The sequence below is a fragment of the Corynebacterium sp. HMSC074E01 genome, assembly GCF_001808885.1.
Taxonomy (GTDB): domain Bacteria; phylum Actinomycetota; class Actinomycetes; order Mycobacteriales; family Mycobacteriaceae; genus Corynebacterium.
Genome location: NZ_KV794846.1, coordinates 55,784 through 80,438, shown reverse-complemented (window position 1 = coordinate 80,438; position 24,655 = coordinate 55,784). Strand labels below are relative to the sequence as shown.

The following is a 24,655-nucleotide window of genomic DNA, read 5'->3' as shown; positions in this document are numbered from 1 at the left end:
CCGTGTTACCTTGGGGCTTAATCTTCCGGGGGGGGGGAAATGACATGAGACATGGCATTGTGCGCGATCTGTCTAAAGGTGTGCTTGCAACTCGCGTGCGCCGAGGAGAAGTAACGCGACTGGCCAAGGGGCTCTATGTCTGGGGCAGGCCCGAGCCATTAGAACTGTTGAAGCTGCTACAGGAGCACCGGCCATTCCTTAAGGCGACAGGAACAACGGCTGCCCAGGTGCTTCTTGGAGAGACAGTTACTTTTCCACTGAAGCTCGCCAGTGTGGAGAGAATGCCGGCATCGACTTTTTATGTGCACTCGCGGGTGAGCGTCGAAAGCTTTGTTACCTCGTCTGGGATCCGGATTCTTAATCCTCTTGTCGCTATGAAGTCCGTGAGCCCTGAAATGGGGATTCGCGTTTTTGAGTCCATCTATTCCTCGAAAGCCGGACGAGCCCGACTGGATAGTCACCGCGAAGCACTCAATGTTATCCCTGTGGTAAGCCAACGCATGCTGGACCAAGCCGCGCTATTCACCGATTCTGGTGCGGAGGTGAAAGTGGCGAAGGGGCTGAAAAGGCGTGGGCTCAAGGTCGAGTGCAACGTTGTTATCGGTCACTACACCTGGGATATCGTGCTCCCAGAGCTCAAGATCGCGGTAGAAATCAACGGGATGAAATTCCATTCCCAGCAAGAGTCATGGTTGCGGGACCACTGGAAGAACAACGAAGGTGCTCTGATTGGGTGGTTAACGCTGCGCTACACAGGTCATTGCGTGGCTCATCATCTGGACTATGTAATCGACCAGATAGCTAATGCCAGGAATCCGGACTTTGAGAAGCGCTACTTCAAATTCATCGGATTTTGGCACGAGGGAGTGTTGCCGCCCAAACCAAAGCCCTGGGAGTACAGCGAGCATTTGAGGTATCTGCCGCCTGTGCCGCCGGAACCGCCAGACTTTCCGGGGCCACCCAACTGCCCTAGATGACGAAGTTATTGCCAGATCTTGAATCGGAGCCGCGAACTTTGGCAGAACGGACAGTGTGGAGCGTGGTCCTGGCAGCAGGTCGCGGACGCTAGGCAGCAACCAGCCCCTCAACAATGAGCGCCAATGCCGCGCTGATAACTACGACGATGACAATGCGGTTGAGCACCGTGGCGTTGATGAAACGGTTGAGGTAGCTGGCGGCAATGAGGCCCAGGATGGCTACCGGCAGGTAGGCCGCGGCGGCGGTGAGCTGCAGGCTGGTGATTTGCCCGTTCAAGCCCAAGATTGCCAGCGAGATGGTGGAGCCGATGATGAAGGTGCCCGACAGGGTTCCGCGTATGCGGGCTGGGTCATAGCCTTTAAGCACCAGCGCCATGGGCGGGCCACCGATGGAGGTCGACGTGCCCAGGAATCCGGAAGTAGCGCCCGCGACAGCAATGTTGGTCGTGGTGTGCTTGGGTGACCAGCCGAGGCTGGACAAGGTCATGGCGAAGATGACCGCGCAGCCGATGAATAGGGAGAGCCCGCGGTGGGAGAGGGAGGCAATCGCCCACGCACCCGCGAGCGAGCCGGGGATGCGCGCGATGGAGGAGATAGTCACGATGTCCCACGACACCGCCGAGCGTGACTTGAGCATCGTCGTGGTTGAAATGACGAATGCCAGCAGGAGGATGAACGTGGGAACCAGCTCCGGCTTGATCAGCGCCAAGATTGGGGTGGCGATGGTGCCCAGCCCAAATCCGATGGTGCCCTGGCAGATTGTGCCCACGAGGATGAGCACGCCGATGAAGATATAGAGCCAGCTGAACATTGCTCTACTATCTCACGACAAGCTTTAGGAGCGGACGGTGACCTTCTCGTTGGCAGCGATGTCCGCCAAACGATCGGCCGAGCACAAGCCCGTCACGATGACGGCTGAGCCGCCCGCAGCCAGCGGTTCGAGGACGGCCCGCTCGAAGGAGGGGCTGTCCGTCCAGCCTTGGGAAAGTACGCGCTCAGCGCCTAAATTCGTGGGGAAAAGCTCCGGTAGCGGGGTAGTGGTGCCATAGAAGTGATCGCCATAAAAGCGTACGGTGGGGCCGAAGTCGATGGTGCCCAATGGCAGCTCGCCGCCGCTTTCGACAACGCCGCGGCCAAAAGGATCCTGGGTGACTAGCACCGTATCGACCAGCGGTGCTGATGCAGAGCCGGCGCCCGCGTCCGCCGCAGCCTTGAGGTAGGCCTCCGGGGAGGTGAACACCACGGCGACATCATCGGCGTGCGGCTCTGGGGCAGCCGCACCATCCGTAATGTCAAAGGGGATGCCGGCGGCTAGCGCCCCAAGCGCAATGACGGCAGCCTGCCAGGACACCGGAAGGTCAATGAGGATACGGGAGTCCGTGTCCGGTTCGAGGTCGAGCTCCTCCAGCAGCATGTTGGCAATCTTGGAGGTCCAGTTCTCCAGCGTTTGCGCCGAGAAGTCCATGCGGGTGCCGTCAGTTTCGTTATAAACACTGAGCCGGGGAGCAGAGGCATCGGCGGACAGGAGATGCTGTAGGAGTTCCATGTCCGCCCATCGTAGGTGGCAGGCGCTCAGCCCGCCACGAACGGCCGGTGACTAGGCCTTTGGGCGCGCGGCGAGCTTCACTCGCGGCACGTTTAGTTGACGCAGCGCGGGCCGTCGCCGCCGGCGTCGATCTCAGGCGAAACCTCCGCGGTACCGAAGTCATCGCCCGGGGTACCTACCTGCTGGGTTTCACCGCCTTGGTCAGGCTCCGCAGCAGCCTCTTCTTCCTGTGCGGAATCATCCTTCGGGCCGGCGTAATCATCAGTGGCCACCACGATGAAGGTATCCGGCTCGAGCTCCTCGTTGGCCGTGACCGGCAGTCCGCCGAGCTGCTCGGCTAGGGCCAGGGCGCGCTCATCGTTAGCATCCGCAGCCACAATCTGGGACTCGGTATACAGGCCCGACTGCGCATTGGCCGTGCGCTCCACGGTGTAGCCCACGTTCTTCAGCCATGCGCCGATTCCGCCGGCCATTCCGTCGACGTTGCCGGCGTTGAGGACGTGCAGATTGAGGTCCTCAGCCACGGGCTTTTCGCCATTGTTGTTGCCCTCGTCCGTGGCGGCATCCTCAGACTTTTCGTCTTCCTCGGCCTTTTCCTGGGACTTGGCCAGATCCTCCATGAAGCGATGTACCTCCGCGGTATCGATGGTCACCACCGATTCGCCATAATCACCCACGCCGGAAATGGAGGTCACCGGGATCGTCGTAAAGGTCACGTTGCCGCCGGCCAGCCCAGCCAGCTGGGTAACGAAGCCCATGATGTCCCAACCGTCATCGATGACCACGGAGCGCTCCACGGCATCGGCAATCTTGTTGAGTTTGCCCGGGGAGGTCAACGTTCCCGAGTCCAGTACCTTCGAGGTCAGCGATGCCATGTAGGCCTGCTGGCGAACGATGCGGTCAAGGTCACCGCGCGGGAGATCGTAGCGCTGACGCACGAAGGACAGGCCCTCGGGGCCCTGCAAAGTTTGGCGTCCGGCCGGGAACTTGGCGCCCGACATCGGATCATCGACGGCGTCGTTGAGGCAGACATCGACGCCCCCGACGGCGTCGGTAAGCAGCACGAAGCCCAGCAAGCCCACCTCAGCGTAGTGGTCAACGCTGACATCAGTGAGTTGGTGCACCATCGAAATGAGACCAGAACGGCCGGCCTCCGTGCTTTCCTTTTCGATCTCCTTGTCCGTGTGAGGTGCCTTCTTGCCCGCTGCCTCAGCCTCCACGTTGTCCTGCTGCAGCTCCTCCATCTTGGCTACCTTGTGTTGCGCAAAGACGGCGTTGATCTTCGTGTTTCCGAAGTCTTCGTCGTGGACATAGGTATCGCGCGGAATGGATACTGCCGTGGCGCGCGAGCCGTCGTTGGGAATACGGATCACCATGATGGTGTCCGTGTTTTCCTCTCCTTCGTCCACGCCAGCATGCAGATCTGCCAGCTCCTGTTCTGAAAGCGGATTCCCCTTGGCATCGGTGCGCGAGTCCTTGCCCACGAGCAAGATATCGACCGCGCCATCGAGACTGCTGTCCTTGAAACCACCCTGGTTGCCCAGCGCCAGGTTGGATGCGGAGGAAATATCATTTCCCAGCTTTCCCACGGTGAAGTAGCCCACGCCGGAGACCACGAGGACGACGGCGGACAAGAAAGCGACGATGGCTTTCACCGGCGTCGATCCTCGTTGGGCGGTGGGCGCGGACTGCGAGGGCGCGGCCTGGATATGGCGGGCGGCGCGCGGGGAGTTCGGGGAAGTCACGGGACTAGTTTAGGTGAGCTCGCTGCAAAAACGTGAAGCAGTGTCGCGGGCGCGTGCGCGCGCTGGCGTTGGGTACGCTCAAATTCATCGTGAAGAATATACAGAAACCCCTGGCCGTGGTCACCGTGACCTTTTCTCCTGGCCGTTACCTCAGCGATTTCTTGTCATCGCTGCGCTTGGCGACGTCCCAGCCTACCCTCATCATCCTTGCCGACAACGGCTCGACCGACGGGGTGCCGGACGCCGCCGCGCGGGAGCACGCGGACGTGGAATTCCTCGATACCGGGGGAAACCTCGGTTATGGCGCCGGAATGAATGCCGGCGCGCGTTTCGCTCGAGCGAAAGGCGTCGATGAAGAGTTCTTTCTCATTGCTAACCCGGACGTGGCGTTTAGCGAAGGTTCTCTGGATGAGCTGATCGCGTGCGCGCGCCGCCACCCAGATGCCGCGGCGGTGGGGCCGCGCATCGTGGAGCCGGATGGCAGCAACTATCCCTCTGCACGCGCGGTGCCGACGTTGTTGACGGGTGTGGGCCATGCGCTCTTTGGCACGATCTGGCCTTCCAATCCGTGGTCGCGTGCCTACCGCGATGATGCCGACATGGACAGCGAGCGCCCCGCCGGCTGGCTATCCGGTTCCTGCCTGCTGGTGCGATGGGAGGCTTTTGAGCAGATCGGTGGCTTTGATGAGCGTTACTTCATGTATTTGGAGGACGTGGACTTAGGCGACCGCTTCACTCGCGCCGGCTGGCGGAATATCTTTTGTCCCACGGCGGTGATTACCCACGCCAAGGGCCATTCGACGCAGGCCCATCGCGGCGCGATGCTGCGTGCCCACCATGATTCTGCCTATCGCTTCCAAGCGGATAGGCACCCGCACTGGTACCAAGCGCCACTGCGCGCGGCTTTGTGGCTGGGATTGCGGGTGCGCGGGCTGGTTTTAAGCGCGTGCCGCGACGGCTCCTAGGGCTGGGGCGCTTATACACTAACGGTGGCTTATCTGAAAAGAGATTAAGGAACGATATGACTGAATCAGCGCCCCAGTGGGGATCGACGGCCGATGCCGTCATTCTGGTGGGAGGTCGCGGCACTCGTCTGCGCCCGCTGACGATTGGCACGCCGAAGCCGATGTTGCCCACGGCCAACTACCCATTCCTGCAGCACCTGCTTGCGCGTATCAAGGAAGCAGGAATCGAGCACGTGGTGCTCTCCACCTCCTATAAGGCGGAGGTCTTTGAGGAGTACTTCGGGGACGGCTCCGAGCTGGGCCTGGAGATTGAGTACGTGGTGGAGGAGACCGCTCTGGGCACTGGTGGCGGTATCCGCAATGTCTATGACAAGCTGCGCCAAGATACGGTCATGGTGTTCAACGGTGACGTTTTGTCCGGAATGGACCTGAACGGCATTCTCAATACGCATCACTCCAAGGATGCGGACGTGACGATGCACCTGCTCAACGTTGCTGATCCTCGCGCCTTTGGTTGCGTTCCGACGGATTCAGAGGGCCGGGTGACGGCCTTTTTGGAGAAGACGGAGGATCCGCCGACGAACCAAATTAATGCTGGCTGCTACGTGTTCAAGAAGGATGTCATTGAGACCATCCCGGCTGACCGCGTGGTTTCTGTAGAGCGCGAGACCTTCCCGCAGCTGCTGGAGTCGGGCCGCCTTGTGGTCGGACACGTGGATAATTCCTACTGGCGCGATATGGGCCGTCCGGATGATTTCGTCCGCGGTTCTTCTGATCTGGTGCGTGGTATTGCGCATTCGCCGCTGTTGGTCGGCCGCACGGGTGAGTCCGTGGTGGATGAGTCTGCGGGTATTGCCGGTGGTGTGCTCCTTCTGTCCGGTACGGCGGTGGGCCGCGGTTCCGTCATTGGGGCGGGTTCGCGTTTGGATGGCACGGTGGTCTTCGATGGTGTGACCATTGAGCCGGGTGCCATCATCAACAACTCCATCATTGCCTCGGGTGCCCACATCGGTGCGAATGCGCACATCGATAACTGCGTTATTGGCGAGGGTGCAATCATTGGTGCGCGCTGTGAGCTGCAGGGTGGCATGCGCGTCTTCCCGGGCGTGAGCATTCCGGACGCGGGCGTGCGTTTTAGTTCCGACGCCTAAGCGCTGCGCCGTAAAAGGAGGACAAGGCACCGAGGAGGAAGGAACCTTCTCGGTGCTTTCCATATCTTTTGGGCGTGACGCATGGTTTTCATGGTGCGATTGAGATCCATGTGTTTTGCCTAACTGGGTGGCGACACGCCGAAGCAACCTTAGAATTGTTCACAGGGTTGGGGGTGGCCACTACATGTAGTACCCCCGATGATTGCCCCCTAGATAGGTAATCTGTGACGGATGTGAAAGTTGAGGATGCTGTACAGCGTTTTCGCTGGAGCCGCCGAAAAATCTCCCGCGACAGGTTGACGATATTTAGTGATTCGGTGTGAAATGACATCAGTGTAATCAACGGCACGGCGGGCACGGCACCGAAAAATCTTTTCGGTGTAGGGTCGGTGCCATCGAATCAAGAGAGAAACGACCTCGGAGAAAGGAAGCGGCGTGGACAATACAACGAATAACAGCGCTATTCTCCGTGGCGGTGCTGCTGCAGAGATGTCGCTCGATGAACTCTTTGGTGCCGTCGAGCAGGAGTGGCAAGACCAGGCGCTGTGCGCCCAGACGGATCCAGAAGCATTCTTCCCGGAAAAGGGAGGCTCTACCCGCGAGGCCAAGCGCATCTGCCAGGCCTGCGCGGTGCGTGATGAATGCCTCGAGTATGCCTTGGAGCATGACGAGCGCTTCGGTATCTGGGGCGGGCTTTCGGACCGTGAGCGTCGCCGCCTCAAGCGTGAGATTGGTTAGAGCTCAAAGCAGCTACTAACTAGCACCAGTACTCCCCCTCACTGCACAGTCCTATGTCATTCGGCTCGGGTCTCGGCGGTGAGGGGGAGTAGTGGTTTTAGGGCAGGGTCGCTCCGCACCCCTAGCCTTTACCAAGTAAAACGCGGATCGATATCACCGGGATCGACGTTGAGGTAATTGGCAACCAGAGCGGTCAACACTGTGGACAGTAGCTCTTCACGCTCCTGCGCGGAGTGCACGCGCTCCTCCACGGGCATGCGGAAAATGACGAGCCGGGCGCGCGTGGGCTGCCCTTCGGAATCAACGCCCGCCGGGACAATGCGCCCGAGCGGAACGGGGCCATCCGCGATGATTTCATCCGGCAACACAGTCATATCAGCTGAGAGGCGCATGCGGGGCACGGTATCAACGGCGAGATCGAGCCCGGTGAGCTGCTCGGCAAAGGCATTGTGAATGGGGGAGTAGGCCTCGAGCACGGCCATGTCGAAGCGCTCGGCGCTGCTGCGGTAGCGCGGCGTATTCTGCGGCAACAGCGGCCCGCGGGCACCACGGCCATGGCGGTGGCGGGCCGGGCGAATATGCGGGCGGGGCGTGGTCATGCGGCTTAGTCTAAGCCGCTTCGAGGCGGGCTCGTGGCGAGACGCGCCGCGCTGAACTATCTAAATCTCAAGTTAGGGTTTAGACTTGGGCCCGTGAATAGCTCTCGCCATTGCTCCCGCCCCGGCTGCGGCCGTCCCGCCGTGGCGACGTTGACCTACGCCTATGCGCAGCAAACCGCCGTCGTGGGCCCGCTCTCCGAAGAAACCGATCCCCATGCCTGGGATCTGTGCGAAAAGCACAGCGCACGAATTACCGCCCCGCAAGGATGGGAAATGGTGCGCGTTGACCGCATCGAGCTCGATGAGGATGATGACCTTACAGCTCTCGCCGAGGCGGTCCGGGAGGCCGGGCGCGTGACCACTGGCTTGGTGGATGATTCCACTGCCGGTTCCGGCGCCGATCCCATTGACTATTCCGCTACTTTCGACGGCGCGGATCCGCGAAATTCGAACCACCCCGTGTTCCGAACCCGCCGCGTCCACGATGCCCGCCAGCGTCGCCGCGCTCACCTGACGGTGGTTCCGGACGCAGAGTAGCCACTCGGGCGCTTTCTAGCCCGTCGGACACTGACTGGTCCGTCGGACGCTTTTTGGCCCGTCGGACGCGGTAGCTCGCGTCCGACGGGGGTATGCTTGTGGGCTATGCGAACTCGTGAACAGCTCAATGCAGTGATCAAGGCCTATGACGTCCGTGGTGTTGTGGGCGAGGACATCGACGAAAACCTCGTGCGCGATACTGGCGCGGCCTACGCCGCCATCCTCCGCGGGGAAGGGGAGACCACCGTGGCAGTGGGCCACGACATGCGTCCGTCCTCCCCGCAGCTGGCCGCCGCCTTTGCTGAGGGCGCTGCCGCGCAGGGCCTCAACGTCATTCAGCTCGGCTTGACCTCGACCGATGAGCTGTATTTCGCTGCCGGCCACCTGAATTGTGCGGGCGCTATGTTCACCGCCTCTCACAACCCGGCTAAGTACAACGGCATCAAGCTCTGCCGCGCGGGTGCTGTTCCGGTGGGACAGGAGACCGGTCTGGAGCAGATCAAGGACATGCTGATTGACGGCACCCCGGCCTTCGATGGCGAGCCGGGCACCGTGACCGAGCGCGAGGTTCTGCCGGACTACGCGGCATTCCTGCGCGGCCTGGTGCCGCTGGAGAACTCCCGCCCACTGGTCGTGGCTGTCGACGCCGCGAACGGCATGGGTGGGCACACCGTCCCGGCGGTCTTCGAGGGGCTGCCTTTCGACGTGCGTGACCTCTACTTTGAGCTGGACGGTACCTTCCCTAACCACGAGGCCAACCCGCTGGATCCGAAGAACCTGGTGGACCTGCAGAAGTTCACCGTTGAGCAGAAGGCGGATATCGGCCTTGCCTTCGACGGTGATGCGGATCGCTGCTTCGTGGTGGATGAGAAGGGCCAGCCGGTGCCGCCTTCCGCTATTTGTGCGCTGGTGACGGAGCGCTACCTGGACAAGTTCCCTGGTGCCACCGTCATCCATAACCTGATTACTTCCAAGACCGTTCCGGAGCTCATCGCGGAAAAGGGCGGCAAGGCCGTTCGTACCCGCGTGGGCCATTCCTTCATCAAGGCCCAGATGGCCAAGGAGAAGGCGGTCTTTGGCGGCGAGCACTCCGCTCACTACTACTTCCAGGAGTTCTGGAATGCGGACTCCGGCATGCTCGCGGCCATGCACGTACTGGCGGCCCTGGGTGAACAGGACAAGCCGCTGAGCGAGCTCATGGCGCAGTACTCGCGCTACGAGGCTTCGGGTGAGATCAACTCCACTGTGGATGACCAGAAGGCCACGACGCAGCGCGTGTTGGATGAGCTGGCGGACAAGATTGAGTCCGTCGACGAGCTCGATGGCGTGACCGTACAGCTGAAGGGCACCGATGCGTGGTTCAACGTTCGCGCCTCTAACACCGAGCCGCTGCTGCGCCTCAACGTTGAGGCCAAAACTGCCGAAGAGGTGCAGGCCATCGTCGACGAGGTGCTTGCCATCATCCGCGCCTAGCGTGAAGGCATGTGCCTTCACACGAAGGCCTTGAGACTTGAGGCGAAAACTGCCCTATCTGACGATTTCCCCCGCGTTCATTGCGGCGGGAGCGATAACTTCGTCAGATAGGGCAGTTGTAGTTGGGGAAGACCCAGCTTGGCCGTGGAGGCTGGGCTGAGGGGCTGGGCCATGGGGCCCCGCCTTGAAACAGCGGACTAGCCGCGCGAGTGGTTGACCATCTCTTCCCACTCGACGAACTTCTTGCGCTCGCGACCCTCGGCCTCACCCAGTGCGCGCTCGGCGGCGTCGAGCTTCTTCCAGCCCTCCCAGGTCAGGTGCTCCAGGCCCTTGGACTCGAAGAGCTCGACGATGTCCTCCTCGCGGGAGTGGGAGAGGTTGCCTGCTTCGGCGTCGGCAAGCAGCATGCCGATGGTCTCCGTGGCATCGGACTTGGTGTTGCCGATAAGGCCCACCGGACCGCGCTTGATCCAGCCGGTGGTGTAGAGGCCCGGCACGACCTCACCGTCGAGGTCAACGACGTGGCCGCCGTCGTTATTGATGACGTTCTTCTGCTTATTGAAGGGCACGCCCTCGATGGCATCAGAGCGGTAGCCCACGGCCAGGTAGACGGCCTGGGCCGGCCACTCGGTGAACTTGCCGGTGCCGGAGACGGAGCCATCGCCGTTGAGTGCGGTGCGCTCGGTCTTCACGGCAGTAACCTTGCCGTTTTCACCGATGAACTCCACCGGCTGCTCAAAGAGGTGAATCTGCAGGGTGTGCGGGGCATCCTTGGGCTCGCGGATGGCGTAGCCTTCCAGAGTTTGGCACACCAGGTCGCAGGACTTGGCCTCTTCGCGGGCCTTGAGGGAGGCCTCGTCGTAGTCGATGTCCTCCGGGTCCACCACCACGTTGATGGTCGGGGAGTGGTCGAGCTCCTTGAGCTCCAGCGGGGTGAATTTCGCCTGCGCCGGACCGCGGCGGCCGAAGACGCGCACGGTGGTGGCCTGGTTCTTGGCCAGGGACTCATAGACGTTGTCGGGAATCTCGGTGGATTCCTTGAGCTCATCGCCGGTCTTGGCCAGGATGCGGGCCACGTCCAGGCCCACGTTGCCCACGCCGATCACCGCGACGTCGGTGGCGGAGAGATCCCAGGAGCGCTCGAAACGCGGGTTGCCGTCGTAGAAGCCAACGAATTCGCCGGCGCCATGAATGCCTTCGAGGTCAGAGCCGGGGATCTGCATGCCTAGGTCGCCGACGGCGCCGGTGGCGAAGACGATGGCGTCGTAGTACTCCTCGAGCTCGGAGACGGTGACATCGCGGCCCACGTTGATGTTGGAGAGAAGGCGAATCTGCTCGGTGTCGAGTACACGGTGCAGGGAATTGACGATGCCTTTAATACGTGGGTGGTCCGGAGCCACGCCGTAGCGGATGAGCCCGAAGGGGGCGGGCATCTGCTCGATGAGATCGATCTGAACGTTGCCGCCGGTTTTCTTCACCAGGATGTCGGAGGCGTAGATGCCGGCTGGGCCGGCGCCGATGACGGCTACTTTCAGGGGCTGCTGGGTCATGATGGCCTTTCGGAATGTTGTAGTAACTAACGAAAGCTTAGGTCTAAACAAGCGTGGGTTTCATTGAACCGGCTTGTCTGCTGTAGGGCAACTGGGCCTAATTACATTCGGAGAACATTGTGGCATAAACCCAGCGTGCTTTGCATATTCGGGAGAAAATAAAAAAGACTGCTTTGTCTGTTTTAGCTAGACCGGTAGGTTTTCACTAACCGACGAAAGGCAGCAGATTATGACCACCGCGACGAAGCGACCACCCCGCGCAAAGAAGCCAGAAGGCCAGTGGAAGATTGATGGCACCGCGCCGCTGAACTCCGACGAGGAGATTAAGCAGGCCGATGATGCCCTAGCAGTGCGCCAGCGCGTTATCGATATCTACTCCAAGCAAGGATTTTCCTCGATTCCCGCAGAGGACCTCGCCCCACGTTTCAAGTGGTTGGGCCTGTATACCCAGCGCAACCAGAACTTAGGCGGTGAGATGACCTCCAAGCTCAGCAACACCGAGCTACAGGATGAGTACTTCATGATGCGCGTGCGCTTCGATGGCGGCCACGCGGATCCCGCTAAGCTGCGCGCGGTGGGAGAGATTTCGCGCGATTATGCGCGCTCTACCGCGGACTTTACGGACCGCCAGAACATCCAGCTGCATTGGATTCAGATTGAAGATGTCCCCGCCATCTGGGAAAAGCTGCGCTCCGTGGGGCTAGATACTCTACTGGGCTGCGGCGACGTCCCCCGTGTCATCCTGGGCTCACCGGTAGCGGGAGTGGCTGCTGACGAAATTATCGACGCCACCCCGGCCATCGAGGAGATCAAGAATGACTACCTCCTGCGCGATGAATTCCATAACCTTCCGCGCAAGTTCAAGTCCGCCATCTCCGGCAATGTGCGTCAGGACGTGACCCACGAGATTCAGGATGTCGCCTTCGTTGGTACGGAGCATCCCGAGTATGGCCCGGGTTTCGATTGCTTCGTGGGCGGAGGTCTGTCCACCAACCCGATGCTCTCGCAATCCCTCGGCGCGTGGATCCCGCTCGAGCGCGTCCCAGAGGTGTGGGCTGGAGTCGCACGCATCTTCCGCGACTATGGCTTCCGCCGCAACCGCAACCGTGCGCGCCTGAAGTTCCTGGTGGCGCAGTGGGGCATTGAGAAATTCCGAAAGGTACTGGAAGAGGAATACCTCGACGCACCGCTTCTCGACGGCCTCCCGCTTCCCGTCGCTCCCGGCAACCGTGACCATCTCGGCGTGCACCGCCAGCAGGACGGAAAGCTTTACGTGGGCGTCAAGCCCACCGTCGGGCATGCCACCGGCGAGCAGCTCATCGCCATCGCGGACGTGGCCGAGAAGTTCGGCATCAGCCGCATCCGCACGACGCCGATGAAGGAGCTGCTCTTCCTCGACGTGGAAGAAGAGGACATCCCTGCGCTGTCGCGCGCCCTGGATGAGACGGGCCTGTACTCCCAGCCCTCGGAATTCCGTCGCGGCGTCATCTCCTGCACCGGCCTGGAATTTTGTAAGCTCGCGCACGTGACCACCAAGGCCCGCGCCATCGAGCTCGTCGACATCCTGGAAGATACCCTCGGTGACCTCGACGTCCCGATTTCTATCGCCCTCAACGGTTGCCCCAATGCCTGCGCGCGCTCGCAGGTATCAGATATCGGCCTTAAAGGGCAGATCGTGACCGATGCTGATGGCAACCGCGTCGAGGGTTTCCAGGTCCACCTTGGCGGCGCCCTTGGCCTCTCCCCGGACTGGGGCCGCAAGCTGCGCGGACACAAGGTGGTGGCGGATGAGGTCCCGGACTATGTCATTCGCTTGGTCAACAAGTACAAGGAGCAACGCGAAGACGGCGAGCAGTTCCGCCACTGGGTCCTGCGCGCGGACGAGGAGGACCTGCAGTGAATTTTCGTCGTCAGCCTAACCCGAACCGTAACCACCCAGCCTTTTGCCCCTACTGCGCCGGAACAAACCTATTTCCAGATGAGGAAGATGATTTTGCCTGGAAGTGCGAAGAATGCCTTCGCATCTTTTCCGTACGCTTCCACGGCCAAGACGATGCCCCCGTAGCGCCCGCGCCGGCGGTCTCCTCCGCGGAGGCGCTGCAGCGCTCTCTCGCTCGCCGCGGCCATTCCACCGCGAAAACTCAGGATTAAGGAAACCCACCATGACCGCCCCGACCGCTACCACTGCATTACTAACCCTGTCACACGGCTCACGCCACCCCGAAGCTGCAGCAAACGTTATGGCGCTGACCCATGCCGCTGGTGAGCTTGCTGGTGTGCCGGCCACCGCCGCACACTTAGAATTCAATGACCCGCCACTCGATGAGGCGGCGCGCTGCCTAGCAGTGCAAGGAATACGCGAGGCGGTCGTTGTGCCTTTGCTCTTTACCGAGGGCTACCACCAGCGCATCGACGTTCCTGAAGCTTTGGCCCAGGCTTCTGCGGCGTCGGGAGTGCGCCTTCACCAAGCCCGTGGACTCGGTACCGGCGAGGACATGGCGCGTCTGCTGGCAGAGCGAGTTCCCGAGGGAACAGATACCGTTGTCCTCTATTCTGTCGGCTCCTCCGATGAGCGTGCCAACGCCGCTGTCGCTGATCTAGCGCGACGCGTCGGCGAGCTGGCCGGTTGCACGGCGAAGGTTGCCTACGCCACGCGCGGTGAGCGCCAGCCCGTTGAGCCAGATGGCAATCAGGAGGTCGTCGTGCCACTCTTTGTGAGCCCCGGCCTGCTTTTAGATCGCCTCGACGAGGAGGCGGAGCACGGCGGCGGGGAGCCCCGGCAGGTTCTCCCTCCGCTGGGTGAGGCGCTCGCCGGCATTGTTTCCCACCGTTATACGGAGGTGGCCCATGCGTAGCCTCATCCTCATCGCGATTGCGGGTGCCGCCGCGCAGCTTGTCGACGGCGGCATCGGCATGGGCTTCGGCGTTACCTCCACCACCATCCTGCTACTGGCGGGATTGGGGCCTGCGACGGCCTCCGCCGTGGTGCACACATCGGAGCTAGGCACCACCTTGGTCTCCGGAATTAGCCACTGGCGTTTTGGCAATGTGCATTGGCCCACGGTGCTCAAGCTCGGTGTGCCGGGAGGCCTGTCGGCCTTCATCGGAGCGACGATTCTGTCTAACCTCTCGCTCGAGGCCGCCGAACCCGTGACCTCCGCGATTCTCTTAGTCCTAGGCATCAACCTCGTCTGGCGCTTCTCGCGCCCACGGAGCAGCACATCGCAGGAGACTCGACAGCACTCCACTCCCTTCCTCGCGGGGCTTGGCGTGGTGGGAGGCTTTGTCGATGCTTCGGGCGGCGGTGGCTGGGGGCCGATTTCCACCTCGACGCTCATGGCGGTCGGCCGCGAGCAGCCGCGGCGCATCGTCGGCACTGTTAACACCGCAGAATTCCTCGTTACTTTTGGAGCCACGGCAGGCTTCATCGTTGGCCTCTGGGAAGAGATCGTGGCTAACGCTGCCGCGGTTGTAGCGTTGCTTATCGGCGGAGTCATCACCGCACCGATTGCAGCGTGGCTCATCTCGCGCATCAACCCCACGCTCCTTGGCGGCTTCGTGGGCACGGCTATCGTGACGCTCAACATTCCTAAGGCCCTAGGGTGGGCGCTGGCGCATCAGCAGATCCTTCTTCTGCAGGTCGCTGCGCTGGTCCTCGGAGTTGCTCTCACGGTATGGGCGAACCAACGCCGGGCTCGATCCGCACAGGGCGAGGAGGGGGATAGCACTTCGCAGCAGCGCACTGGCAGCCGTGTCGTCGAAACGACGGAGCCGACTGGCCGCGAGGGCGCCCATGCAGGCAGCTCCGCGGAATCCGAGGAAGAGCGCGTCAGAGTTGATTAGAAGGAGTTGACTAGAACTCGGGGCTAGAGCCCGGCAACCTCACCGATGACGATGACCGCTGGGGGAGCCACTGAGTTCTCCTCCATCGTGGTCCCTAACTCAGCCAGCTCGCACTGGAATGCCCGCTCGCCATCGAGGGAGCCTTCCTGAATGATGCGCACGGGGGTGTGGGGGGAGAGGGAGGCGTCGATCAGCGCGGTGGCAATGGCCGCCGCGTTCTTCACACCCATGATGACCGAAAGCGTGGCCCCAGACCGCGCGAGTGCTGCCCAATCCACCAAGGACTTGGGGTGGCCTGGCGGCAGGTGCCCGGAGACCACCGTGAAGGCATGGACGACGCCGCGGTGCGTCACCGGCGTCCCCGCCAGTGCGGGCACCGCGACCGCCGAAGTCACCCCGGGGACGACTTCCACCGGGATGCCTGCCGCAGTGAGCGCAGTGAGTTCTTCGAAACCACGCCCAAACACATAAGGGTCCCCACCTTTGAGGCGGACCACGCGGCGCCCCTGGCGGGCGTTGTCAACCAAAATCTCGTTGATGCGCTCCTGGGCCACCTGGGCGCGGTAGGGGATCTTGGAGACGTCGATAAGCTCCTTGGCGTCAATATCGCACAGCTTATCCAGCTGGGCGGTAGGGCCGAGGTGATCTGCCACGATGACCTCAGCATCCTGCAGCGCCCGCATGCCACGCACGGTGATCAGATCCCACGCGCCGGGGCCGCCGCCGACAAGGACTACCGGATGAATGCTCATGGCCACTAATCCTAGCTATGCTCGGGCCTATGACTTCCTATGACCCCGAAACCGTGGGCTTCTTTGACATCGCCCACGAAGGCGCCCAAGCGCGCGTGGTGGCTGCATCCGTGCCGGAGCTGGCCCGGCTCCTGGGTGGGCTGCGCCCGCGCAGCCTCGTCATCTTGGCCGCGGATCAGATTTCGCGCGCCGCCGCGCATGTTGCTGTGGGCCTAGCCGAGCCCGCTGAAGTCCCCATCATGGTCAGCGAATCACTGCCGCACTTTACTGGTGCACTCGATGTCGTGGTGGTGGCGGGGGATAGCCCGTGGGCGGAGCGTGCGCTGCATACTGCTGCGCGCCGGGGTGCCACGACAGTCCTTCTCAATGAGATCGAGGATGCTCCCGAGGACACCATCGTCATCGACACCTTGCCCACCGCCGAAGGGATTTCCCCGGTGCGCGTGATTACAGCTGTGCACGCCGTGTACGCGGTGCTGAGTGAGGACCCAGTTCTCGTTTCCCGCCGCGTGGAGGACATCGCCGATGCCGTGGACCGTGAGCTGGAAGCACTATCCCCGCAACGTGACTCCACGACGAACCCTGGGCGCGCGTTGCGTGAATTCGTAGAGGGCGGGCGAGTCATCCACAGCTGTGGGCCCGATCCTTATGCGCTGTCGGAGGAGCGCACGCGCGTGCACCTCGACGCGCTTGTTGCCCGCATGGCTGGCGCGCTGTGGGCAGCCCACGGGCTGGGAGGGACCGTTGTTGATGCGGAAGGCTTAGGGCCGATTCTGCAGACAGACCCGACTGACATCTTCTATGACCCGTTTGAAACGGAAGAGCCTTTGGTACCCTTGAAAGTTGTTTTATGGGGACAGGAAGAGGCGAACCTTCCCCACTCTTTCGCAGCAGCGAGCGCCGACACCTCCTGTGGGGAATTGGCCCGCGCGCTGCAGCTGATTACGCGCAGTTATGCCGCGACCGCCTACGACGTGAAATAGAGGATTTCAATGAAGTTGCTCACCAGCGCTGCCCGCAATTATTCGTGGGGTTCGCGCACGCTTATCCCGACGCTGCTCGGCGAACCAGAAGCCCACAGCCCGGTAGCTGAGCTGTGGTTCGGTGCGCATCCGGCTGACCCTTCAACGATTGGGGAGGAGAAGCTGGATGAGATCATCGCGGCCGACCCCGAAGGACAGCTGGGGCAGCGGGTGGCGGATAAATACGGCGCCGGCCTGCCCTTCCTGCTGAAGATTCTGGCGGCCGCTGAGCCGCTATCGCTGCAGGCGCATCCTTCGAAGATGCAGGCCGAGGAAGGTTTTGCCCGTGAGAACGCGGCGGGAATCGAACTCACGGCAGCCAACCGGAACTACAAGGATGACAACCACAAGCCGGAGCTCATCGTGGCGCTCACCGAGTTTTATGCCATGGCGGGCTTCCGCCCCCTCGCGCAGACCCGTAGCCTCTTCGCGGCTTTGGAATGCGAAGAACTAGCGCACTATGAAGGCATGCTCGACGCGGATCCAGCCGCCGAAGGCGATAGCCTCCGTGCGCTGTTTACCACGTGGATTACTATTCCTGGCGCCAAGCGCAAGGAGCTGATCAGCGCGGTAGTGGCCGCTGGTGAGCGGCTCCGCAGCGCCCAGGCTGGTGAGCCGTGGATGGCCACCGTAATGGGTACCGTGGCCAAGCTCAATGAACAGTACCCAGGTGATATCGGCGTTCTGGGAGCGCTTCTGCTCAACCACATTGTCCTGCAGCCGGGAGAGGCGATTTACCTCGACGCCGGGCAGCTGCATGCCTATGTCTCCGGCTTAGGCGTGGAGATCATGGCCAACTCCGATAACGTGCTGCGCGGCGGATTGACCCCGAAGTTCGTTGACGTTCCTGAACTGGTCAAGGTCCTTACCTACGAGGCGGCTGAAGACCCGCGCGTGGACCTGGTGGATGCCTCCGAAACCGGAAACGTGAAGGGTGCTAAGGCATGGTCTTATCCGGTACCGATTGAGGAATTCCTGCTGGACCGTGTGGAGCTTTCCGGCGAGGAGAGCGTCGACGTCGACAGCGATGGCCCGATGATTCTGTTGTGTACCTCCGGCGCAGCTGCGTTGAGCAACGCAGAGGGAGAGAGCCTCAGCTTAAGCGCGGGCCACGCTGCGTGGATCCCTGCTAGCGACCCGGCAGCCACCGTCCGCGCTGCCGGTGCCGAGGACACTGAGGTATTCATCGCCCGCGTCTAAGCCCGCGGCGGGGCGGCAAGCCTTAAAACTGCAGAGCTGCCCAGGCTTTGTTTGCGCCTGGGCAGCTATGGGGGAATTTAAGCAGACTCTGTGAACGCCGGTCTGGCAGTTGGCTCGGGGGAGCTTTCAGCTGGAGCAGTGGCGGAGGGGGTTGCTGCAGAAGGTTCCTCGGCAACGGGGGCATCATCCGTCGGTGCAGCTGGGGTGGGAGCCTCGTTGCTTCGGTGGGTTTCGGTTTCGCGCCCCAGCGCTTTCACACCATTGCCGCCTTGTGGGGCGGTTCCTTCCCACGGCTTCTTGCCAGCTTCGCGGGGGTCTGCGGGATCCTTCCGCTCCTCATAAGGTGCGGGAGCTTCGTGGGTGAACCCAGCTGGCCGCGGATTGAAGGTTCCAGGGGAGTCGGAAGGTTCTGATCGCGGGGGAGTGGGTTCCTCAGGCTGTGGCTGAGGTTGCCCGGAGGACTGCGGGCCAGCGTGGTGGTCCTCCGTTGGGCTCTCCTGCGGAACGACGGTCGGTGATTCCGGTGTGGTCGGCGGCTGCGTCGGCTCTGAGCTCGGCTGAGGAGAACCCGGTGCTGGCGACTCAGGGGCAGTCGTAGCGGAACCCTCGGATGGCGGCGCAGTGGGCGCCGTGCTGAGCGGCGCTTGCGGGTACTGAGTGTTCGGGGTTACCTGTGGCTGTTGGTTCTGCAGCGAGGAGACATTGTCAGGGCGGTAGACAGCCGTGGGTGCAGCCGGTTCCGTGCGGTTTACTACGGCATTCGGTGCCAAGTACGGGTCCTCCGCGGGTGCGGCAACCTGGGTCTGGGACTGCTTGGAGCGCGTCGAGCTCGGGGAGGCCGTGGTGGTGTAGGAGTGCGTTGCCGAGGATGACGTGGCCGGAGCGCTCGACGCAGCGGTGGCGGCGGAGGGCTTGGAGACCACGGAATCCGGCGCGCTCATGCGCCACACTGCGATGCCAACGGCGACGGCACACAGGAGGCCTACCACGACGAAAGCCACAATGCGGCGAGGGGTGCTCGTCATGCGGGGCGCTCTCCTTCCTACTTAAAATGCTGCGCAAAAGCCTGCTCAAATGTCACAAGACGGTAACAACGATAACACGAAACTGAGGATAGTAAATGGGCTGGGCAATAATCCCCGTGCATTTCTTATGCAAGCCGGTATTCGGAGCGCTGTAGAAGGAGAGAAATGTGAAAGAGGAAGGAAAGGTAAATAGGTAGCTCTGTAATAAAACGGGACTGCAGGACCAAGCCTTGCATACGTGCGCCTAAAGAATGGTAGAAATTGGATTAGATAGCGGCTGCGCGGCGTGCCCCGCCCGCGAATCCGCACCGGCAACCGTGGATAAAAGAACACAGACCCCTAATTCACCAGAGCATTAAGGAGAAAACAATGAGCTCATGGGATGAAGACATCTTCGCTGACGAGGCCAACGTCGACTTCTTGGATGAACTGGCTGATCTAGAGGATGAAGAGATCGTTGCTGCGGTCGATGATGCCTGCGCGCTCGCGGTCTCAGGCGAGGCGCAGACTGAGGAGGAACAGCGCAACGCCCTAGCAGCGGCCACGATCGCCGCCATCTGGGCAGGTGCTCCGTTCAGCGCCGGGGAGGTCGTTGAGGACTACCCCTTCATCCGGGATCTCGCCGGATCCGGCAGCGAGAACCTGAACGAAAATGCCCTCGAGCTCATCGAAAGCGTGGAGGAAGACTATGATCTCGAGCCCTTCATTGAGGCTCTGTCGTAGAGGCAGCTTTCCTAGACACAGCTCGAGCACCAGATACACCAAGCATGCTGATCAGTATTGAAGGAATTGACGGCGCGGGTAAAAACACCATCACCCAGCGCTTGCGGGAAGAACTAGCCTGCGATGTCGAAGTCTTAAGCTTCCCACGCTACGAAGACTCCATCCATGCTCAGCTCGCGCAGGAGGCACTCTACGGGCGTATGGGTGACCTCACCGATTCGGTCTACGGGATGGCCACGCTCTTTGCGCTGGATCGGCGGGGCGCCAAGGAGCAGCTCCTCGCCGCCGCTGAATCCACGGATACTCTGCTCATTTTGGACCGCTATGTGGCCTCCAACGCCGCGTACTCCTCCGCGCGAGTGGGAGGGGAGCTCATCGTCGATTGGATTTATGAGCTCGAATTCGAGCGCTTCGGCCTACCAGTGCCGCAACTGCAGATCTTTTTGGATACCGACGTTGCCCTTGCCGGCCAGCGTGCCGTGGCCCGTGCAGCCGAGGATGAAGGACGCAATCGCGACCGCTATGAGCGCGATGCCGCATTGCAGTCACGCACGGCGGCTGCCTACCGCCGCTTGGCAGAGCAACAGTGGGCAGGGCAGTGGATCGCTACAGCGGATGCCGATATGATTATCCAAGCTGTCAAGGAGCTTGTAGGAGAACAATAACGTGGCACCGAAAATCTTGGTCGTGGATGATGACCCGGCAATTGCCGAAATGCTCACCATCGTGCTCGAGGCAGAAGGGCTGGAGCCTATTGCCGTCAACGATGGTAATGAGGCCATCCCGGCCTTCCGCGAGCACGACCCGGATCTGATCCTGTTGGATCTCATGCTTCCGGGCATGAACGGCGTTGATATCTGCCGTGCCATCCGTACCGAGTCCTCGGTGCCCATCGTGATGCTCACCGCAAAGACCGATACCGTCGATGTGGTCCTTGGCCTCGAATCAGGGGCGGATGACTACATCACCAAGCCCTTCAAGCCGAAAGAGCTCATCGCCCGCATCCGTGCGCGCCTGCGCCGGATTGACGGAGGTACAGGCGAAATTATCGAGGTAGGGGACCTGCTTATCGACGTCCCCGAGCACACCGTCACCCGCAAGGGCGGCGAGGAGATTTCGCTGACCCCGCTGGAATTCGACCTCCTGCTGGAAATGGCTCGAAAGCCCGGACAGGTGCACACCCGCGAGGCGTTGCTCGAATCTGTCTGGGGCTACCGCCACGCTTCCGATACTCGCCTGGTCAACGTGCATGTTCAGCGCCTGCGCGCAAAGATCGAGCATGACCCAGAGGATCCGCACATCGTGCTCACGGTACGCGGTGTGGGATACAAGACTGGAAAAGTCGCCGAGTAAAGGACTACCGCTATTTTTGGTTGGTTAAGGCGAGCCCGGGATGGCGTCGTCGAGCGCTGGCGCACGTCCCTGCAGACACGCGTCTTGGGCATGATGCTGGTCGCCTCCACGGTGGTCATGATCATCCTGGCTTATGCGCTGGTGTCGGTGTTGACACAACAGCTGGTGAGCCAGAAGGAAGACACTGCACTGCAGGAGCTCGACCGCGCCCGCGTGGCCGTGGAACAGCAGATCGACGCCACCGGCACAGCAAATTCAACGCAGGTGCGCATCAACTCTGCTCGCGCCGCCTTGGGCCAAATGTCGGCGCAGCAACCCGATGCCCAAGCTGTGTATGAGCCGGTCATCGTCGTTGAAAACTCAGACGGCACGGCCACGACCTCGCCGGAGGGCTACCGCATTCCCGATGGCATGCGCGAGCTCGTCGGCCGCGGTCAGGTTGTCCAGCAATACGCCACGGTGGACCAGCAGTCGGGGGCGACTTATAACGCGTTGATGGTGGGCACGCCCATCGAAAGTGATATCCCGAATACCCAGGTCTACCTCGTATTGTCCATGGAATCCGAGGAATCCACGATGGCGCTTATGCGGGGTTTGCTCTCGGCCGCCGGAGTGGTGGTTGTGGTCCTCCTCGTCGGCATTGCCTGGCTGGCCACCCAGCAGGTGATCGTTCCGATTCGTTCCGCATCCCGCATTGCGCAACGATTTGCCGCCGGCCACCTGCGCGAGCGCATGGTGGTCAACTCGGATGATGAGATGGGCCGCCTTGCTTCCTCTTTCAATGACATGGCAGACAAGCTGTCAAAGCAGATTACCCAGCTGGAGGAGTACGGCAACCTCCAGCGGCAATTCACGTCCGATGTCTCTCACGAGTTGCGCACGCCACTAACGACGGTGCGCATGGCGGCGGATGTCATCGCGGAAGACGCAGAAGAGTTCAATCCCTACACCAAACGTTCGGCGGAGCTGCTCATCAAGGAGCTGGATCGTTTCGAAGACTTGCTCGCGGACCTGTTGGAGATCTCTCGCCACGATGCAGGCGTTGCTGATTTGTCCACTGCCTCCATCGATATTCGCTCCTGCGTGGACTCCGCACTGAGCCAGGTGGAGCACCTCGCCGCAGAGTTGGGGGTGGAGGTAATCGTTCATGCCCCAGAGGAACCCGTGGCTGTGGAATGCGATTCGCGCCGCGTCGAGCGCATCTTGCGTAACCTTCTCGCGAACGCCATTGATCACTCTGAAGGCAACCCCGTCACCGTGGATATCGGGGCGACTGAGGATGCCGTTGGCATCGCCGTCACCGATTCTGGTGTGGGACTCAAAGAAGGCCAGGAGGAACTGGTGTTCAACCGCTTCTGGCGCGCGGATTCCTCGCGCAAGCGCCACTCAGGCGGGACCGGCTTGGGCTTAGCCATCGCTCGCGAGGATGCCGTGCTCCATGGAGGCACTCTGGATGCCATCGGCTACTTCGGCGTTGGCTCGCGCTTCCGTCTGATCCTGCCACGCACTCCGGGGGAAGCGGTGGAATCTGAGCCCATTGCCCTCGAGGTCCCCGGTGCTTCGAAGCCCGTCGAAGCGGAGGAACAGTCTGCGTTCGAGGTGAGCACTGAACCAGGAGCCCTTGCAGTAAAGGCAGAGCCAGATAACGGGATAGTGTGGCCCTCGGAGCGCGAAGCGCGTGGCGCGGAAGCACCGTTCAATCAAGACATCGTCCCCGATTTCGACGAGGAGGCCCAGCGATGATTCCGGCCCGCCGCCCACTCGCAGTACTCAGCTGCGTTGCGCTTACTACCCTCGTCGGGTGCTCGACCTTGCCACATAACACCGATCCCCAGGTGATCGGCACCTTTGAACCGCATGAGCGGGCAGATGATGCCGTCGTGGAGCCCCGCACCGATAGCGAACCGGACCTTTTAGTCCGTGACTTTTATTCGGCCGTGGCGATTCCCACTGGTAACTACGCTGCTGCCCGCACCTTCCTTTCTTCCGAAATCGCTAATTCTTGGGATCCCACGGATACCGTGCTCGTCGTGGACTCCATCGACCTTGTGACCTCAAACATGGAAGACGGTGCCCTCGAGTATTCGGTGCGCGGCAACATCATCGGCCGTCTGGCGAATGGCGGGGCCTATGTCCCGGATAACTCACGCCTTGAGGCGACTGTCCGACTGCGCCAGTTCAATGGGCAATGGCGCATTACGGACCTGCCCACCGGCGCGGTGATCGAGCGCACGGAACTGCGCAACCGCTACCGCCCGCAGTCGCTGTACTTCTTCGGTATAGCCCAGCGCCTACTAGTGGCGGACCGCAGGTGGCTCTACTCAGGGAAGGACTCGATCGCTTCAGAGCTGGTCACCCTCTTGCTACAGGGCCCGTCTTCCGATATTGCTCCGGCGACGTCCACCCTGATCCCGAAGGATGCCACTTTCTTAGGCATCAACGATGGCGTGTATGAATTCAGTGGTATGTCAGCAATGAGCCAGGAGGAGCGCTTCAAATTTGCCTCCCAGTTGGTCTGGACTCTCAACAATGCGGAGATCACTAGTTCGGTGCGCGCCACCATCGATGGCAGCCCCTTGGTTGACAACATGGAGGAGATGACCATCGATGATTTCGCCGAGTTTAACCCAGAGGTAGCTGCCCAATCCGTGCCCAAGCTCTACGCCGTCAACGACGGCTCGCTGCTGGAAGTCAAGGGCGAAGGTAGCACCGAGGTACAGGGCATGGCCGGCCAGATCCACGACATCCAGTCTGCCGATATCTCGGATGAGGGGATGGTGGCCGCGGTGCGTAAGCGTTCTGAGAAGGAATCGCAGCTGGCGATGGGCGAGCTCGGCCACGAACTCAAGGATTCGGTCAAGGGCGAAACCCTAGCCCGCCCCACCTTCGAGGTGGGCGGCCAGGTGGCGTGGACCGTCGTCGATGGCAAACATGTAGTCCGTGTGACGCGTTCGCCGGCGACTGGCGAACTGAGCACTGCCGAGGTTGACACCTCCGCACTGGAGAACGTAGAGGGAGAAATCTCGGTCATCCGTCTGTCCCTCACGGGAGCCCGCATCGCCATGATCATCGACGGCAGCATTTATACCGGCGTGGTGGCCCGCGCGACTTCGGGCGAGCGGCGCATCGTCAACATCCACCAAGTTGGCCCAGAGCTGACTGGCTCGGCCTTGTCCGTGGAGTGGCAGACGGATGGTTCTTTGCTCGTGGGTACCTCGGCGTCGAACTCGCCCGTGTGGCGTATCGAGCAAGACGGTTCTTCTGCTACCACCTTGCCCACCGGAAATATCACCGCGCCTGTGGTGGCGGTGGCTTCCTCACCGTCGACGCACTACGTCACCGATGCGCATGCCCTACTGCAGCTTCCCGCAGGCGGATCTGAACGCTCGTATTGGCGTGAAGTCGAAGGTCTGCAGGGAGTGCGCTCTTCCCCCATTATCGCGCGCTAGAGTCGCG

24 protein-coding genes are annotated in these 24,655 nt (G+C 61.6%); 17 read left to right on the top strand and 7 right to left on the bottom strand.

Translation table 11 applies throughout. From position 1 onward, the window contains the following. Positions 1–44 precede the first annotated feature (44 nt). On the top strand, positions 45–977 hold the full coding sequence (locus HMPREF2537_RS05740; RefSeq protein ID WP_070526286.1) for an endonuclease domain-containing protein: 933 nt from the start codon (positions 45–47) through the stop codon (positions 975–977). An 88-nt stretch (positions 978–1,065) separates the two neighbouring features. On the opposite strand, the gene HMPREF2537_RS05735 is transcribed toward HMPREF2537_RS05740, so the two are convergent. The 3 genes from HMPREF2537_RS05735 to HMPREF2537_RS05725 form a co-directional block, all read right to left on the bottom strand. Next, positions 1,066–1,788 (bottom strand): sulfite exporter TauE/SafE family protein, encoded by a 723-nt coding sequence (locus HMPREF2537_RS05735; RefSeq protein ID WP_070526283.1) that lies wholly within the window; start codon positions 1,786–1,788, stop codon positions 1,066–1,068. Positions 1,789–1,812: 24 nt separating this feature from the next. Beyond that, complete coding sequence (locus HMPREF2537_RS05730; RefSeq protein ID WP_070526280.1) at positions 1,813–2,523, bottom strand: TIGR03089 family protein; 711 nt, start codon at positions 2,521–2,523, stop codon at positions 1,813–1,815. 92 nt (positions 2,524–2,615) lie between these two features. Further along, a complete protein-coding gene (locus HMPREF2537_RS05725) occupies positions 2,616–4,268 on the bottom strand; it encodes an LCP family protein (protein ID WP_210383623.1) in 1,653 nt (550 codons plus the stop codon). A 53-nt stretch (positions 4,269–4,321) separates the two neighbouring features. Here HMPREF2537_RS05725 and HMPREF2537_RS05720 point away from each other — a divergent pair, with 53 nt between their 5' ends. The 3 genes from HMPREF2537_RS05720 to HMPREF2537_RS05710 all read left to right on the top strand — a co-directional run bounded on the left by HMPREF2537_RS05720 (position 4,322) and on the right by HMPREF2537_RS05710 (position 7,122). After that, positions 4,322–5,233, top strand: coding sequence for a glycosyltransferase family 2 protein (locus HMPREF2537_RS05720; protein WP_210383626.1), 912 nt, complete (start codon positions 4,322–4,324; stop codon positions 5,231–5,233). A 56-nt stretch (positions 5,234–5,289) separates the two neighbouring features. Next, positions 5,290–6,384 carry a mannose-1-phosphate guanylyltransferase gene (locus HMPREF2537_RS05715; RefSeq protein WP_070526273.1) on the top strand — a complete coding sequence of 365 codons (1,095 nt, stop codon included), beginning with the start codon at positions 5,290–5,292 and terminating at the stop codon, positions 6,382–6,384. 489 nt (positions 6,385–6,873) lie between these two features. Next, a complete protein-coding gene (locus tag HMPREF2537_RS05710) occupies positions 6,874–7,122 on the top strand; it encodes a WhiB family transcriptional regulator (protein WP_005528147.1) in 249 nt (82 codons plus the stop codon). 128 nt (positions 7,123–7,250) lie between these two features. On the opposite strand, the gene HMPREF2537_RS05705 is transcribed toward HMPREF2537_RS05710, so the two are convergent. Further along, a complete protein-coding gene (locus HMPREF2537_RS05705) occupies positions 7,251–7,721 on the bottom strand; it encodes a metallopeptidase family protein (RefSeq protein ID WP_070526269.1) in 471 nt (156 codons plus the stop codon). A gap of 93 nt (positions 7,722–7,814) precedes the next feature. Between HMPREF2537_RS05705 and HMPREF2537_RS05700 the strand changes: the two genes are divergently transcribed. Beyond that, positions 7,815–8,258: a DUF3499 domain-containing protein gene (locus HMPREF2537_RS05700; protein ID WP_012714896.1), complete on the top strand. Its 444-nt coding sequence runs from the start codon at positions 7,815–7,817 to the stop codon at positions 8,256–8,258. A 105-nt stretch (positions 8,259–8,363) separates the two neighbouring features. Then, a complete protein-coding gene (locus HMPREF2537_RS05695) occupies positions 8,364–9,731 on the top strand; it encodes a phosphomannomutase/phosphoglucomutase (RefSeq protein WP_070526267.1) in 1,368 nt (455 codons plus the stop codon). A 197-nt stretch (positions 9,732–9,928) separates the two neighbouring features. Here HMPREF2537_RS05695 and HMPREF2537_RS05690 read toward each other — a convergent pair whose 3' ends face one another. Further along, positions 9,929–11,281: an FAD-dependent oxidoreductase gene (locus HMPREF2537_RS05690; protein WP_070526264.1), complete on the bottom strand. Its 1,353-nt coding sequence runs from the start codon at positions 11,279–11,281 to the stop codon at positions 9,929–9,931. 229 nt (positions 11,282–11,510) lie between these two features. On the opposite strand from HMPREF2537_RS05690, the gene HMPREF2537_RS05685 reads away from it, so the two are divergent. The 4 genes from HMPREF2537_RS05685 to HMPREF2537_RS05675 are packed head-to-tail and all read left to right on the top strand — an operon-like array spanning position 11,511 to position 15,124. Continuing rightward, on the top strand, positions 11,511–13,181 hold the full coding sequence (locus tag HMPREF2537_RS05685; protein WP_070526261.1) for a nitrite/sulfite reductase: 1,671 nt from the start codon (positions 11,511–11,513) through the stop codon (positions 13,179–13,181). Next, entirely contained in the window at positions 13,178–13,432 is a 255-nt protein-coding gene (locus HMPREF2537_RS12445; RefSeq protein WP_010189207.1) for a hypothetical protein, read from the top strand. The genes HMPREF2537_RS05685 and HMPREF2537_RS12445 overlap by 4 nt, the downstream gene beginning before the upstream one ends. 11 nt (positions 13,433–13,443) lie before the next feature. Continuing rightward, positions 13,444–14,136 carry a sirohydrochlorin chelatase gene (locus HMPREF2537_RS05680; protein ID WP_070517834.1) on the top strand — a complete coding sequence of 231 codons (693 nt, stop codon included), beginning with the start codon at positions 13,444–13,446 and terminating at the stop codon, positions 14,134–14,136. Further along, positions 14,129–15,124 carry a sulfite exporter TauE/SafE family protein gene (locus HMPREF2537_RS05675; protein WP_070517835.1) on the top strand — a complete coding sequence of 332 codons (996 nt, stop codon included), beginning with the start codon at positions 14,129–14,131 and terminating at the stop codon, positions 15,122–15,124. Before HMPREF2537_RS05680 ends, HMPREF2537_RS05675 begins: the two co-directional genes overlap by 8 nt. 23 nt (positions 15,125–15,147) lie before the next feature. Here HMPREF2537_RS05675 and cobA read toward each other — a convergent pair whose 3' ends face one another. Next, positions 15,148–15,876 (bottom strand): uroporphyrinogen-III C-methyltransferase, encoded by a 729-nt coding sequence (cobA, locus tag HMPREF2537_RS05670; protein WP_070526259.1) that lies wholly within the window; start codon positions 15,874–15,876, stop codon positions 15,148–15,150. A 29-nt stretch (positions 15,877–15,905) separates the two neighbouring features. On the opposite strand from cobA, the gene HMPREF2537_RS05665 reads away from it, so the two are divergent. Continuing rightward, positions 15,906–16,859 carry an exopolyphosphatase gene (locus tag HMPREF2537_RS05665; protein ID WP_246818714.1) on the top strand — a complete coding sequence of 318 codons (954 nt, stop codon included), beginning with the start codon at positions 15,906–15,908 and terminating at the stop codon, positions 16,857–16,859. A gap of 9 nt (positions 16,860–16,868) precedes the next feature. Next, complete coding sequence (gene manA / locus HMPREF2537_RS05660) at positions 16,869–18,098, top strand: mannose-6-phosphate isomerase, class I (protein ID WP_070526254.1); 1,230 nt, start codon at positions 16,869–16,871, stop codon at positions 18,096–18,098. Positions 18,099–18,175: 77 nt separating this feature from the next. On the opposite strand, the gene HMPREF2537_RS05655 is transcribed toward manA, so the two are convergent. Then, positions 18,176–19,123 (bottom strand): DNA-directed RNA polymerase II, encoded by a 948-nt coding sequence (locus HMPREF2537_RS05655; protein ID WP_070526252.1) that lies wholly within the window; start codon positions 19,121–19,123, stop codon positions 18,176–18,178. 369 nt (positions 19,124–19,492) lie between these two features. On the opposite strand from HMPREF2537_RS05655, the gene HMPREF2537_RS05650 reads away from it, so the two are divergent. From HMPREF2537_RS05650 to lpqB, 5 genes are all read left to right on the top strand, one after another. Continuing rightward, complete coding sequence (locus tag HMPREF2537_RS05650; protein WP_070526249.1) at positions 19,493–19,846, top strand: DUF4259 domain-containing protein; 354 nt, start codon at positions 19,493–19,495, stop codon at positions 19,844–19,846. 44 nt (positions 19,847–19,890) lie between these two features. Then, on the top strand, positions 19,891–20,511 hold the full coding sequence (locus HMPREF2537_RS05645) for a dTMP kinase (protein ID WP_070526246.1): 621 nt from the start codon (positions 19,891–19,893) through the stop codon (positions 20,509–20,511). 1 nt (position 20,512) lies between these two features. Continuing rightward, positions 20,513–21,199 (top strand): MtrAB system response regulator MtrA, encoded by a 687-nt coding sequence (gene mtrA, locus HMPREF2537_RS05640; RefSeq protein ID WP_010189192.1) that lies wholly within the window; start codon positions 20,513–20,515, stop codon positions 21,197–21,199. Positions 21,200–21,289: 90 nt separating this feature from the next. Further along, complete coding sequence (gene mtrB / locus HMPREF2537_RS05635) at positions 21,290–22,942, top strand: MtrAB system histidine kinase MtrB (RefSeq protein ID WP_070526242.1); 1,653 nt, start codon at positions 21,290–21,292, stop codon at positions 22,940–22,942. Beyond that, positions 22,939–24,648 (top strand): MtrAB system accessory lipoprotein LpqB, encoded by a 1,710-nt coding sequence (lpqB, locus tag HMPREF2537_RS05630; RefSeq protein WP_070526239.1) that lies wholly within the window; start codon positions 22,939–22,941, stop codon positions 24,646–24,648. The genes mtrB and lpqB overlap by 4 nt, the downstream gene beginning before the upstream one ends. Positions 24,649–24,655: the final 7 nt, after the last annotated feature.